The 13174-nt window shown below is 34.0% G+C and carries 13 protein-coding genes and 1 tRNA gene; 11 read left to right on the top strand and 3 right to left on the bottom strand.

Translation table 11 applies throughout. The features are described 5' to 3' along the window. The first annotated feature begins 160 nt into the window (after positions 1–160). The 9 genes from atpG to AAGD65_RS05810 all read left to right on the top strand — a co-directional run bounded on the left by atpG (position 161) and on the right by AAGD65_RS05810 (position 9643). Positions 161–1033: an ATP synthase F1 subunit gamma gene (atpG, locus tag AAGD65_RS05850; protein WP_063630933.1), complete on the top strand. Its 873-nt coding sequence runs from the start codon at positions 161–163 to the stop codon at positions 1031–1033. An 18-nt stretch (positions 1034–1051) separates the two neighbouring features. After that, positions 1052–2386 (top strand): TldD/PmbA family protein, encoded by a 1335-nt coding sequence (locus AAGD65_RS05845; RefSeq protein ID WP_264682603.1) that lies wholly within the window; start codon positions 1052–1054, stop codon positions 2384–2386. 174 nt (positions 2387–2560) lie between these two features. Then, entirely contained in the window at positions 2561–2812 is a 252-nt protein-coding gene (locus AAGD65_RS05840; RefSeq protein ID WP_007302456.1) for a cold-shock protein, read from the top strand. A 52-nt stretch (positions 2813–2864) separates the two neighbouring features. Continuing rightward, positions 2865–4073 (top strand): DEAD/DEAH box helicase, encoded by a 1209-nt coding sequence (locus AAGD65_RS05835; RefSeq protein ID WP_341810916.1) that lies wholly within the window; start codon positions 2865–2867, stop codon positions 4071–4073. 297 nt (positions 4074–4370) lie between these two features. Continuing rightward, positions 4371–6650, top strand: a complete 2280-nt coding sequence (locus tag AAGD65_RS05830) for an AAA family ATPase (protein WP_264682605.1) — start codon at positions 4371–4373, stop codon at positions 6648–6650. A 56-nt stretch (positions 6651–6706) separates the two neighbouring features. Beyond that, positions 6707–7705: a molecular chaperone DnaJ gene (locus AAGD65_RS05825; RefSeq protein WP_264682606.1), complete on the top strand. Its 999-nt coding sequence runs from the start codon at positions 6707–6709 to the stop codon at positions 7703–7705. A gap of 59 nt (positions 7706–7764) precedes the next feature. After that, positions 7765–8661, top strand: coding sequence for a class I fructose-bisphosphate aldolase (locus AAGD65_RS05820; RefSeq protein ID WP_264682607.1), 897 nt, complete (start codon positions 7765–7767; stop codon positions 8659–8661). Between the two features lie 5 nt (positions 8662–8666). Further along, positions 8667–8738 (top strand) — tRNA-Cys (locus AAGD65_RS05815). 107 nt (positions 8739–8845) lie between these two features. Continuing rightward, on the top strand, positions 8846–9643 hold the full coding sequence (locus tag AAGD65_RS05810) for a hypothetical protein (protein WP_006015735.1): 798 nt from the start codon (positions 8846–8848) through the stop codon (positions 9641–9643). 31 nt (positions 9644–9674) lie between these two features. Here AAGD65_RS05810 and AAGD65_RS05805 read toward each other — a convergent pair whose 3' ends face one another. Beyond that, positions 9675–10157 (bottom strand): IS630 family transposase, encoded by a 483-nt coding sequence (locus AAGD65_RS05805; protein WP_252154099.1) that lies wholly within the window; start codon positions 10155–10157, stop codon positions 9675–9677. Positions 10158–10185: 28 nt separating this feature from the next. After that, positions 10186–10533: a transposase gene (locus AAGD65_RS05800; RefSeq protein WP_264336399.1), complete on the bottom strand. Its 348-nt coding sequence runs from the start codon at positions 10531–10533 to the stop codon at positions 10186–10188. 103 nt (positions 10534–10636) lie between these two features. Between AAGD65_RS05800 and AAGD65_RS05795 the strand changes: the two genes are divergently transcribed. Then, positions 10637–11704: a quinone-dependent dihydroorotate dehydrogenase gene (locus AAGD65_RS05795; RefSeq protein ID WP_264682608.1), complete on the top strand. Its 1068-nt coding sequence runs from the start codon at positions 10637–10639 to the stop codon at positions 11702–11704. A gap of 92 nt (positions 11705–11796) precedes the next feature. Then, a complete protein-coding gene (rnc, locus tag AAGD65_RS05790; RefSeq protein WP_012481989.1) occupies positions 11797–12489 on the top strand; it encodes a ribonuclease III in 693 nt (230 codons plus the stop codon). Positions 12490–12541: 52 nt separating this feature from the next. Here rnc and AAGD65_RS05785 read toward each other — a convergent pair whose 3' ends face one another. Beyond that, a complete protein-coding gene (locus AAGD65_RS05785) occupies positions 12542–13141 on the bottom strand; it encodes an SCO family protein (RefSeq protein ID WP_264682609.1) in 600 nt (199 codons plus the stop codon). Positions 13142–13174: the final 33 nt, after the last annotated feature.

The following is a 13174-nucleotide window of genomic DNA, read 5'->3' as shown; positions in this document are numbered from 1 at the left end:
ATAAGGTTTGATACTTTTACATCGAGATTGCTTTAATATAATCTTTATCTCAAAACAGTAAATCTGTGAGTTTCTTAGTTAGGTTTGACTCCAATGTCAAAAAAACTTGTCTTTAGACATTACCAGTTATATATTTTAATAAATTAGAATTATATACAAAATGAAGAGCTTAAAGGAATTATCCTTAAGAATTAAAAATATTAAGTCTGTGCAGAAAACCACGAAAATAATGCAAATGGTTTCTGCAGCAAAATTATTACAAAGCCAAAAGAAATTATCAAATTCAAAATTGCATATATCTAAGCTGCATAGCATTATTTCTTCACTAGCGCTATCAGCGGATCAAGAGTTACTAGCAAGAATTCTAAATATCAATAATGAAGATTCTTTCCTAGTATTTATTATTGCATCTGATCGTGGTTTATGTGGCAGCTTTAACTCCTCTGTTGTTAAATTCAGTCAGGAGCATATAAACAAATTAATTGCAAATGATAAGAAAGTAGACATTGTTTTTTTTGGTAAGAAAGCTTTTGAGACAGGCAAAAATAGATTTAATTCTAAAAATATCTTGAAGGTTGAAAATAGTAAGGGAATCACACTAAAGCGTGTGGAAGCCTTGGTTAGTGATATAGATCTAAGTAAATACAATAAAGTTAAGGTTTTTTACAGTAAATTCTATAATACCTTCATGCAAAAGCCAATATTAGAAACAATAAAACCATGGAGTAAAGACTCATTATTAATTGATAATTCTGTAGTTAGTCCTCTAACAGATTACAGCTATGAGTATGAACCACAAAATATTGAGTTTATTTTAAAATCTTTGACTCAAGATTATGTTACAGCTGCTCTTTATTCTGCTTTACTTGAAAGTGCAGCAAGTGAAAATAGTGCTAGGATGGTTGCTATGGAATCAGCAAACAGAAATACAAAAGAAATGCTAAATAAACTAGCATTACTTTATAATCGTTCTCGTCAAGCAGCAATTACAACTGATTTGATTGAAGTTATAGGTGGTGCAGAATCTTTATAGAAACTCAAGGAATGAAAAATGAATATATTAAATATTGCAGCAGATATCACTAAACTAATAAAAAAGCAGAATCAAGACGCAGAAGTTACAATATATGAAACTAATAAGACCTCGGTTTCTCAGCGTCTATCAAAAATTGAACAAATATCACAATCTAGAAACTGTACTGTCGGAATTAGAGCTATAGCAGGTAAGAACAAAGCTGCGTATATTTCCACAAACGATTTGAATAATCTTAGTAGTGCAGTGAGCCAAGTGGTGGAAATGGCAAAGAATGCCCAGGAAGATCCTTATATTAGTTTTGCTGTAGATGGCAGTAATTATATCTCTTCTGCAGATTTAAATATCTCAGATAATAATGTTGTAACAATTGATAAATTAAAAGAAATTACTGAAGCTACAGAAAATTCAGCTCTTGCACATAAAAATATTATTAATTCCGAAGGAGCTTCATCTTCACATACTTCAGTAAATACAGTATTATCAACCGTTTCTGGTTTTGTTGGTTCATTTAGTAAGTCAACTTTTGTTAATCAGGTTTCTGTTGTTGCTGGAGAAAAGAGTGAAATGAAAATAGGCTACGATTACGATGTAGCATGCAACTTCAGTGATTTAAAAACACCGGAGTCAATAGGGAAAGAAGCAGCAAAAAGAGCAATAGATCAATTGGGTTCATGTACAATCAGGACAGGCAAATTTCCGGTTGTTTTTGAAAAAAGAGCAGCAAAAGAGCTAGTAAAGAGCTTTGCTTCTGCCATAAATGGTAGCAATATTGTAAATAATAGCTCTTTTTTGAGAAATAGTTTAAATAATCAAATTTTTAATACTGAGATTAGCATTATTGATGACCCATTGTTACCAAGGGGTATAACATCAAGACCGTTTGACGGGGAAGGAATAATGAGCAGAAGAAATGAATTTGTAAAAAATGGAGTACTGCAAAACTGGATTTTAGATCTATATTCGGCTAGGAAATTAAACTTGGAAACGACCGCAAATGCAACTCGTGCAAGTAATGCTGCAATTATTCCTTCAGCTAGTAATTTCTATTTCAAAAATGGTAATAGATCGTTTAAGGAATTAATTGAGGAAGTAAAAGAAGGAATATATGTAACTGATTTATTTGGTTTTGGTGTTAATTTAATCAATGGCGATTATAGTCAAGGTGCATGCGGATTTTTTATAGAAAATGGTAAAATAACGTATCCAATACACGAGATTACTGTTGCCGACAATTTGAAAAATATGTTTAGCAATTTAGTTGTTGCAAATGACCTAACTTTCTGTGGGCAGTTTAATTCACCAACGATTAAAGTTAGCGAAATGACAGTAGCAGGTTCACTTAGTGATTAAAAATTTTAGTTGCATTAAGTACAATAATTGTGTACTATTACTATGTAATGTTAAGAATAGACTATGGAGTATAGAAGTTTAGTTGCAGTAACTAAGCTTAAAGCATTCTAAATCGTAATTTCAAAGTTTTTCATCACATTAATAATGTTAGTTAATAGTTTAGGAGTTATCCATATGGAATTTGGTAATATAAAATGGTTTAATGTTGAAAAAGGCTATGGTTTCATCAAGCCAGAAGGTAAAGGTGAGGACGTTTTTGTACATGTTAGTACATTAGAACGTTCAGGAATAAGACCTGATGAACTTCGAGGAGAGGATAAAAAGAGAGGAATGAAAGGGGAAAGAGTAAGTTATGAGCTTAAAGAAGAGCGTGGTAGGAACGGAGAAGATAAAAAGTCTGCAATAAATTTAAGATTGGAAGATTAGTCTATCGTGAAGCTTTTTAATAGGGTAATGTATTGTGAGTAATTTTCATGAAATGGGGCTTCCAACTTTGCTTAGGCAAGCTCTAAGTAAAAATAATCTTTGTGTTCCAACCCCGATTCAGGTGCAAGCGATTCCTCTAGCTCTTCAGGGCAAAGATATTCTTGGGTCTGCTCAAACGGGAACTGGAAAAACCTTAGCGTTTGCTATTCCACTGGTTGCTAAATTGATGAATGAGCCAAGCATTGGTTCAGCTTTAGTCATCGTGCCAACCAGAGAGCTTGCTCATCAGGTAACAAGTGAGATAAGAAAACTCTTATCTCAAAGTTCTTTACTAAGAGTTGCTTTGTTGATCGGAGGCGAGCCTATTTTTAGGCAGCTAAATCAGCTTCAGAAAAAACCACAAATTATAATAGGTACTCCTGGTCGTATTATAGACCATATTGAGCGTAAAACTTTAGTTACTCGGAATGTTAGTATTCTTGTGCTTGATGAGACGGATCGTATGTTTGATATGGGCTTTGGAATTCAGATTGAAGAAATTATGAAGCATTTGCCTAAAATAAGGCAAACTCTTATGTTTTCTGCAACTCTTCCTGGAGAAATAGTAAAACTTACTGAAAAATATCTTAATCAACCAGAGCGTGTTTCTGTCGATTGCCAGGCTACAACTTCTGTAAAAATTAAACAAGAAGTTGTTTATGCATCAGAATCAGAAAAATATGGCAAGCTTGTTACACAATTATGTCAGCGCAAAGGATCGATCATTATTTTTGTCAAAACAAAGCGAGGAGCGGATCAGCTAGCTGACAAATTGCACAAAGATGACTATAGCGCTTTGGCAATTCATGGTGATTTAAGGCAGCACAAGCGTGAAAGAGTCATTGATTCTTTTCGTCGTGGCCGCAATCAAATCATGGTTGCAACAGATGTTGCTTCTCGCGGCCTTGATATTCCGCACATTCAACATGTTATCAATTATGATGTACCACAATCGCAAGCTGATTATGTTCATCGTATAGGTAGAACTGCACGTGCGGGAGCTGAAGGATTTGCATTATCTTTTGTTACACCTCAAGATAAGAGAAGACTGCCTTCACTAGCAGATAAAGAAGGAGAGCCAAATTTTGATTGTAGTATGCAATCTCAAAAACGTAACAGCAAAAAGATCTTTAAAAGGCCAAGTACGTTAAAGGCTAAATACGGTAGAAAAAAGATCAATGTATTTAAGAAGAAAAGCAGAGTACTAGAAAAAGCGTATTAATGTACTTAACTATTCTTCTATTCTTTAAAAGCTCCAGTAAGCTTGCTGCAAAGTGAAGTGATTGCAGGATGGTAGAAAGAATATATAGCTAGCCCAAATTAGATTTACCTACAATTTGATAATCTTAATTCTGCTGCTTATAACGTTTTGAGATTATCACAACGGTATAATGTTAGGCTGTGTGGACTATAATCTGTAGCTTAATTCAATTTGGCTACAACGAGCTGCTAGATTTCAGTTTTTTTAATAATTGTGTGCTACTAATTATATATAAATTTACACTTTTAAAGAGAATAGATGATTTCTAAAAATTTAGAGGCAAGTTTAAATAGAGCGTTACAGATTGCTTCTGATTGTAAGCTTAAATATGCAAAAGTGGAACATTTGTTGCTAGCATTAACCAAAGATGTGGATGTAAATTATGTTTTATCAAGATGTAACATCAGAGCTGGTGAAATCATAAATATAGATAATATTATATTAAGGAATGATCGTGGTAATAATACAAAAGGTTTTTTACAAGACAACTCCGAATTAACTGTCAATAAAGTTGAGCCTGATGTGCTATTTCAACGCATAATACATAAAGCCATGATACGAGCTCATCGTCTGGGAAGAAAAGAAATAAATGGAGCAAGTATTCTATTAGAGATTCTGTCTGAGCAAGATTTATACATTGAAGAGCTATTATGCAAACAGAATGCAAAGGATTCTAATTTGATTTATAACATATCCAATATAAAATATTCAGGTGATATAGAAGAATATGTAACTAATCGCAAGATAAAACTTGATAAGAATAACGATATCTCTACTGTAGCAAATAAAGGTGAATTATTAAAAGATGAAGAAGTTCTACAAAATTATTGTAGAAATTTAAATGATTATGCAAGAAGCAAAAAAATAGATTATGTCATTGGTCGTGATTATGAATTAAATCGCACTATAGAAATCTTGCTAAGACGCAGAAAAAATAACCCTTTATATGTCGGAGAACCAGGTGTTGGTAAAACAACAATAGTTGAAGGCTTGGTATTGAAAATTATTGAAGGTAGTGTTCCGAGTGCACTGAGATCCAGCATAATTTATGCTTTGGATTTAGGATCACTTCTTGCAGGAACGCGCTATAGAGGTGACTTCGAAGAGAGAATAAAATCTATAATAAAAGTAATTGAGGCAAAACCTGGCGCTATTCTTTTCATTGATGAAATACACACTATTATTGGAGCAGGTTCAACAAGTGGCAGCTTTCTTGATGCTGGCAATCTGCTCAAACCTGCACTTGCAAGAGGTGCGTTGCGTTGTATAGGTGCAACTACATATAGAGAATATAGCAATAGCTTTGAAAAGGATAAAGCATTAGCAAGGAGGTTTCAAAAAATTAATGTAAAAGAGTCTTCTATTAATGATACAGTAAAGATACTAGATGGTATAAAGCATTACTATGAAAGGTATCATGGAGTATATTACACGAAACATGCCATTAAATCTGCAGCTGAACTTTCACACAAGTATATTACTGGGCGAATATTACCTGATAAAGCAGTTGATGTTATAGATGAAGCAGGGGCATATTGTAAGTTACAAAAAAGCAGGCGAAAAATTATAAACAGTAGAGACATTAAGAGTACTATCGCTAGGATTACAAACGTACCTTGCGGGTTTGATGATATGCAAAGAGTAAAATCTTTGAAAGAAAATCTCAATAGGGCCATTTTTGGTCAAGAGCAAGCGATAGAGTTTCTCGTTAATTCTATTAAAATTGCTAAATCTGGTCTGAGAAGTTACAATAAACCCTTGGCAAAGTATCTTTTTGCAGGGCCAACTGGTGTAGGTAAGACTGAGCTTGCGAAGCAACTAGCACAAAATATGGGTATGAACCTTATTCGGTTTGATATGTCTGAGTATATGGAACCTCACACAATATCTAGAATGATTGGTTCCCCTCCTGGATATGTGGGTTACGACCAAGGTGGATTGCTTACAGAATCTGTATCTAATAATCAATATAGCGTAGTACTTCTTGATGAAATTGAGAAAGCTCATAGTGATATTTATAATATATTACTACAAATCATGGATTATGGTTGTGTTACAGACACTTACGGACGTAAGGTTAATTTTTCCAATACGATTTTAATTATGACAACCAATGCAGGGGCATTTGAACGTAACAAAAGTTCTATTGGCTTTGGGTATAAAAACTTTAACATCAGTGACAGCGAAAAAGCAATGGAACGGGTTTTTAGCCCTGAATTTCGTAATCGTCTTGATGCAGTCATTTCCTTTTCTGATTTGGATGCGGATGTCATTTTGCACATTGTGGATAAATTTATTCAGGAATTAAAAAAACAACTTGTGCAAAAGGGTATAAGCTGCTCAGTGGAAGAAGAAGTAAAGTCTTATCTTGCGCAAACAGGTTATAGCAAAGAAATGGGAGCACGCCCAATAGAGAGGCTGATTGAAAAAGAGATAAAAAGTCATTTGGCTGAAGAAATACTGAATCGTCGACTAATTAAAGGAAAGAAATTAAGGATTTATATTGGTAAACACGGAATTGCTTTTGATATAGTTTAAATTCTTGCTTGAGTATTAAATTTGTAGTATAGTCACTATTTTTTAATGAGGCTATAGTGGCAAGTTTAACCAGAAATCAATATTACAGTAATCAAGGTTTACAGAACTTATTTTCAAGGCTGGGAATAAAAGCAGAAGAAGTAATAAGCCAGGAGTTTGATGATGTACTTAAGTTAGTTGAACGGCGCTTTAGAAAAGCTTCATTAAAATGTCACCCTGATAAAGTAGTAGGAGAGAAAGAGAAAAAAATAGCTGAAGAAAAGTTTAAAAAACTTAGTGTAGGTAAAGATAAGCTAGAGAAATATCTTAACGACTTAAAAGCAGCTGGCATATCTAAACCATTACAGCAAGAAGTGCGAGAAAAACAAAAGAGAATCAATGAGATTCTATCACGTAGAGAGAAAGCTGTGAATAGAGCATGTTTATTTTTTATATTAGCAAATGTGGTACTTAATCCGTCGCCTAAAGTAGAATATTGCTTATCGCAGCTTGCTAATGGTGGCAAGGTGCAAAACGTTGCTTATAAATTTTATGCATTCAGCATCGGGATTTGGCCATGGTTATTTATTATATCCTTTTGTAGTATTATTTATGCAGCAAGTAAACAAAGAGGCTCACAAGAAAAAGATCTGGATAGGTTAAATAAGAGATACAATCTACTTATTGCTGCTGATAATTATGTGATATGTATGGCAGCAGCGTTTGCTGTGTGCAGTTTAGCATCGGAAATTGCACAAAATGGCTGGCCTGTTCAATATGGAATGGTGCTTATGGCTAATCTACCATTACATTTATTACTTATTGCTTTACTTAGGACTTTTGTAAAAGCTTCGGAAATGTATAGTGAACACTGCATTCAGCGTTTATACAAAGAAGAGGCAGAATTTAGTTATAAAGAAAAATTTGCATGGTATGACTATAAGTTAGTACTTATGCCGCTCGTTCTTCCTATTGTTAAAATGTATTTTGAAGATTTAATTCAAGAAAAACCACGACAGAATACTACTGATCCTAAAGTTACACCTTTAAATATAGGCGTAGGAACAAGAGCATAAAAAGGTCTTTGCTTCAACTATAGTTTTTTGCTACACTTTAAATAAATTTGAAGATATTAATGAGTGAAGAAGTAAAACAAATCCTAAGTTACTACGAAAGTGAAAACCCTGGAGTAAAAGCGAATCTTACTCGCATTCTTATGCATGGGAAACTTGGTGGAACTGGCAAGTTAGTAATTCTCCCTGTAGACCAGGGATTTGAGCACGGACCAATAAAAAGTTTTGAAGTTAACCCTGATGCTTACGATCCACATTATCATTTTCAGCTTGCAGTTGATTCAGGAGTAAGTGCATATGCTGCTCCGCTTGGTATGATCGAAGCTGGTGCTTCAACTTATGCTGGAATGCTACCACTTATTTTGAAGCTTAATAGCGCTAACTCTTTGCACTCAAAAAGCTTAACTTCAGATCAAGCAATAACTGCTTCTGTAAAAGATGCCCTGCGTTTGGGTTGCGTAGCTGTTGGGTTTACTATATATCCTGGTTCTGCTAAGTGCTTCGATATGATGGAAGAAGCTCGCGAAATTATAGCTGAGGCTAAGTCTTGCGGCCTTGCCGTAGTGCTATGGTCTTATCCACGCGGTGAAGGAATTTCCAAAGAAGGCGAAACAGCAGTTGATGTTATTGCCTATGCTGCGCACATAGCAGCTTTACTTGGCGCTAATATAATCAAAGTAAAACTTCCAATTAACTATTTGGAAAGGGAGAAAATAGAAACAGAAAATATTGAGTCATTATCTAAAAGAATTGAATATGTTAAAAGATCTTGTTTTGCAGGGAAAAGAGTAGTAGTTTTTTCTGGTGGCGAGTCGAAATCAGTGAATGACATATGCAATGAAGCGAAAGAAATTAAGCAAGGCGGTGGTAATGGTTCAATTATCGGGCGTAACACTTTTCAAAGAAAAAGAGAGGATGCTTTATCTATGCTAAAAGATATAATGGATATCTACGCATAAAAAACGGCTGGGTGGCAGAATGGCTTATGCGGAGGACTGCAAATCCTTTTATACCGGTTCAATTCCGGTCCCGGCCTCTTACTCCAATTAGATCGTTTTTTCTTCTGAAATTTTAACAAGAAGTGTGGCTTTTAATGAAATATTTAAAAAAATAAGATACTATATTCAAAATATAAGCAGTAAAATGCCAAAGAGATTAACAGAAGTTTTATTATTGATTGGTTTGCCCTTCTTGCTTACCAGTTGCACTTTTCACTATTTATTAAAGAGCTCGTATACTCATCTTGCACCAGAAAAGTACCCTTCATCCAACAAACAGCCGGTTTACGTCGGTACAGCTTACAGTGCACAGACTATATATAATGCGTTATTTAATGACTTTCTGTTAATAGGTAAGTCATCATTCACAGCCAAACATGGGCGTGCTAGTCAATATGTTAACTATGGAAGAGAAGTTGGAGCAGATGTGATAATCGTATCATTTCAAAATATGCAAAAGGATAAAGAGCATTTTAGCATCACAGAAAAACTATTATGGGACACAAGCTTAACAACATTTCATACAAGGACCATTATAAACTTTGATCAGGACGTACTCTTTCTAAAAAAGGTAGGTGATGCAAAAGCTCCATGGGAGTATGTCAAAGGAGAGTTCAAGCTTCACGAAAAAGACGATACTGATCCATATCTAGGGAATTGGGTAGGGTATAGAATATGCAAGATTGCAATATCTTCTTCAGAAGATGAATACTTAGGATTTGTAAATGAAGATAATTGTAAAGAAAAATCTGGAATAAATAAGATGCTTGCTTGGAAAAATGGGGATGTAAGGTTGCGGATTAATAAACAATCAAAACAGGGATTTTATTTAAATCGAAATAAGATTCCTATACTAATAAAATCTCAAATTAACAAATTTGGCTACCTCGAATTAGTAGATAAAAATACTGATCAAGTTCTGGTTTCCCTTCAGAAAAATTAGTTTTTACTACTCATAGAAACTATAGTATTTTCTAAAATGAATGATAAATTTCCATTATGGTATTACCAACCAAAAGTTGTAAGTCTGTACATTTATACATTAGAGGTCTGAGGCGGCTTTTGATGGTATGCCAACAGTGTTCTATGGGATTCAAATCTGGTGAATATGTTGGAAGATACAGCACATGACAGCCAAAAGACTCTATTAATGATTTTGTTTTAGTGGTCTTATGAAATGTAGCATTATCCATAACTATGGTTGTGCCAAGTGGCAATTTAGGTAATAACATCTTCTCCAACCATATATTGAATACCTCTTTGTCACACCCACCTTTGAAAGTCATTGGTGCAATAAATCTCATTCCAATCCACCCGGCTACTATACTGATTCTCTCTCGAGTTCTCCCTGGAATATCTGCATAAATTTTCTTTCCTCTTGGAGCACGTCCATATTCTCGGTATAACTTATTATCAACTCCTGCTTCATCTATATATAAGATGCTGGAATGGTCTATTTTTGAGATTTTATCAATAAATTGCTGCCTATCTTCTTGATTGCGCTCTTGATATAGTGTGACTTTTTTTTAAAGTAATTTTTAGCTGTTTTAGTCTATACCAAATTGAATTTATTCCAAATCCAAGATTTTGTTTCATCTCTGCCAGAGTATGATCTGGATTCTTTGTAACATATTCTTCGAGTATTTTTGGGTCTATTTTTCGAATAAAGCTACCGTTTTTAGATGGCTTTAGGCTTTCACCAGCAGCTTTCTTTTTTAACCAGCGGTACAGAGTTGCTATTCCTATCTCCATGAGCTCTGCTATCTCAACCTTTGTCTTCCCTTTTTCTATCATCAATACTGCCTTTTCCCTTAAATCCACACTATATGCCATTATAACTCAAATACTTCATTATACCTTTATCATTTACTTTAGGAAATACTATATATACTTACTATTTTGATAAACCTCAAGCTTTCTAAGTTATTCTTGTTGCATGGTAAAAAATAAACTAAAAATAAGCAAAGTGTTTTACAAAATGATATTACGTAATTTATTGTTTTTACTGCCGCCTGAAATTGCTCACTCCTTGGTAATAACGGCGTTAAAAAAGATGCCCTGTAGGAAACCTATAGAACTACCTAAGTCTTTAAATGTAAACTTTTTTGGTAATAAAATTAGGAGTCCTGTAGGTCTTGCTGCAGGTTTTGATAAAAATGCGGAAGTTGTAAAGCCGATGCTCTCATTTGGTTTTGGATTTATTGAGGCTGGTACTGTAACTAAACATCCCCAATATGGAAACAAAAAACCGAGAATTTTTCGATTAATTAAAGATGAAGGAATAATTAATAGATTGGGATTTAATAATAAAGGAGTAGACTATTTTCTTAAACAGATAAGTGAAACTAAACTTGGTGATTGTATTTTTGGTATAAATATAGGAAGAAACAGTACATCAAAGGACCAAATCAGCGATTATGTTGACTTAATAAAGATAGTATATGGAAAGAGCAATTATATAGTACTGAACATCTCATCCCCAAACACACCTAACTTGCGCGATTTGCACAATAAACAAGAATTATCCAAATTGTTGAAATCTATCACTCTAACCCGGAAATCAATCGATAGCTCTGAATCCATACCGATAATATTAAAAATTTCTCCAGATATAGATCAGCAAACAAAAGAAAATATCGCTGAGCTTACACTAGAATATAAAATTGACGGCTTAATAGTAAGCAACACTACGATAAGTCGAGATTCTTACTATAATGAGAGTGGTGGGTTGAGCGGCAGGCCATTATTTCAACTTTCAACCGAGTTATTGAGTGACATGTACAAGCTTACTAAAAGCAGAATTCTATTGATAGGATGCGGAGGAATTTCAAGTGGTGTTGATGCATATGAAAAAATAAAGGCAGGAGCCTCTTTAGTACAACTGTACACTGCTCTTGTATACCAGGGGCATCAAGTTGTGAACAAAATCAATCTGGAGCTTGCAGAATTGGTAAAAAGAGATGGATTTAGTAACATTACTGAAGCAGTGGGTTGTATACATTAATTTTGGAAGTTATTGATATTGTTTTAGTAAAGTAGAGCTAACTTTTTAGTGTAGAGGTATGATAGAGAGTGCTTTTCTATTGAATGATTAATATGAGAGTTTTGAACGATACAATATCTAAAGTTATTAATTATAAATTTACAGATTATGCAATATTAGAAGAGGCATTAACCCACCCAAGCGTAAATAAGAGAAATAGCGAAGACCAGGTTGTAAGCTACGAAAGGCTAGAGTTTTTGGGCGATAGTGTTTTGAATATGGTTGTGTCTGTTATGCTGTTTAAAATGTTTCCTGAAGAAAAAGAAGGAGCATTGGCAAAAAGAAAAACGGATTTAGTTTGTGGCAGTACCATTGCTAATGTTGCTAAAGAAATAGAGTTAGGTAACTTTATTATCATGAATAATAGTGAACGTTGTAACGGAGGAAAATGTAACTTAAAAAATTTAGAAAATTCGCTTGAAGCACTAATAGGTGCAATTTATATTGACGGCGGACTTGAGAGTGTTGAGAAATTTATTATCCGACATTGGGAAAAGCTAGCTAAGGACATCCTCGATCCTCCTCAAGATCCTAAAACTTCACTGCAAGAATGGACTCAGAGAAATAAATTACCTTTACCAAAGTATGAGCTTGTAAAACAAACTGGACCAGCACACAATCCTGAATTTACTATATCAGTTTGCATAGAGAGTTATGACAAAGTTTCTGCATGCGCTCCTAGTAAGAAAATTGCTGAACAAAAAGCTGCTGAGTTGATCCTAGAAAAAATTAAAAAAACGACTTAGTTTAATCAAAATAGCTGTTAGCATAAATTTAAAGTAAGCTAAGCTCTTTAGTTCAGCTTACATATTTTTTTATCTCAGCCAGAATCTTATCAGATTGACTTTCATCTGAATTTAAATCAGCTACAAAGTGTGTGACATATTTTCCTTCAGGGCTAATAAGGTATATCATTGAAGAATGGTTAATTTCCTCTTCTCCATCTACTTTACTTGCATATACTTTATACTTTGCAACTACTTCATCTATTTTTTGTCTTTCACCAGTGAGCATTTGTATTCTATGGTCAAATTGCTGCTGAAATTCTTTAAGCCTTTCTGTATTATCGCGCTCAGGATCAACTGTGATAAAAAATGTTTGTAGCTTGTTGTCAGTTTTCTCGTCTAACTTTGCAAGTGTTTCTGAAATTATTCCAAGGTTCATAGGGCAAATTCTTTTACATGAGGAAAATCCAAAAAAAATCATCATATACTTATCTTTGAAATCACTACTGCGTACTATTTGCCCGTTTTGGTTAATCAAAGAAAAATCCCCACCTATTTTAATTTCTGTATTGTATGGGACAAAGATGCCTTTCTTAGTAAAATAACAATAACCTAAGAAGACAGCTGCTAATGCTATTAGTAGACTAGACAATAACCTTATAGACTTTACCATTAAAGCGTTCCTAATAAAATTAAATCATATATT

Origin of the sequence: Wolbachia endosymbiont (group B) of Chesias legatella, from assembly GCF_964026945.1 — a bacterium.
Classification (GTDB): Bacteria; Pseudomonadota; Alphaproteobacteria; order Rickettsiales; family Anaplasmataceae; genus Wolbachia.
This window is presented reverse-complemented; position numbering and strand designations above follow the sequence as displayed.

Coding starts and splice junctions, on each gene's coding strand:
- AAGD65_RS05845 (WP_264682603.1), top strand. CDS start 1,052: ATGAATATATTAAATATTGCAGCAGATATCACTAAACTAATAAAAAAG.
- AAGD65_RS05795 (WP_264682608.1), top strand. CDS start 10,637: ATGGTAAAAAATAAACTAAAAATAAGCAAAGTGTTTTACAAAATGATA.
- AAGD65_RS05810 (WP_006015735.1), top strand. CDS start 8,846: ATGCCAAAGAGATTAACAGAAGTTTTATTATTGATTGGTTTGCCCTTC.
- AAGD65_RS05820 (WP_264682607.1), top strand. CDS start 7,765: ATGAGTGAAGAAGTAAAACAAATCCTAAGTTACTACGAAAGTGAAAAC.
- atpG (WP_063630933.1), top strand. CDS start 161: ATGAAGAGCTTAAAGGAATTATCCTTAAGAATTAAAAATATTAAGTCT.
- AAGD65_RS05835 (WP_341810916.1), top strand. CDS start 2,865: ATGGGGCTTCCAACTTTGCTTAGGCAAGCTCTAAGTAAAAATAATCTT.
- AAGD65_RS05785 (WP_264682609.1), bottom strand. CDS start 13,141: ATGGTAAAGTCTATAAGGTTATTGTCTAGTCTACTAATAGCATTAGCA.
- rnc (WP_012481989.1), top strand. CDS start 11,797: ATGAGAGTTTTGAACGATACAATATCTAAAGTTATTAATTATAAATTT.
- AAGD65_RS05840 (WP_007302456.1), top strand. CDS start 2,561: ATGGAATTTGGTAATATAAAATGGTTTAATGTTGAAAAAGGCTATGGT.
- AAGD65_RS05830 (WP_264682605.1), top strand. CDS start 4,371: ATGATTTCTAAAAATTTAGAGGCAAGTTTAAATAGAGCGTTACAGATT.
- AAGD65_RS05800 (WP_264336399.1), bottom strand. CDS start 10,533: ATGGCATATAGTGTGGATTTAAGGGAAAAGGCAGTATTGATGATAGAA.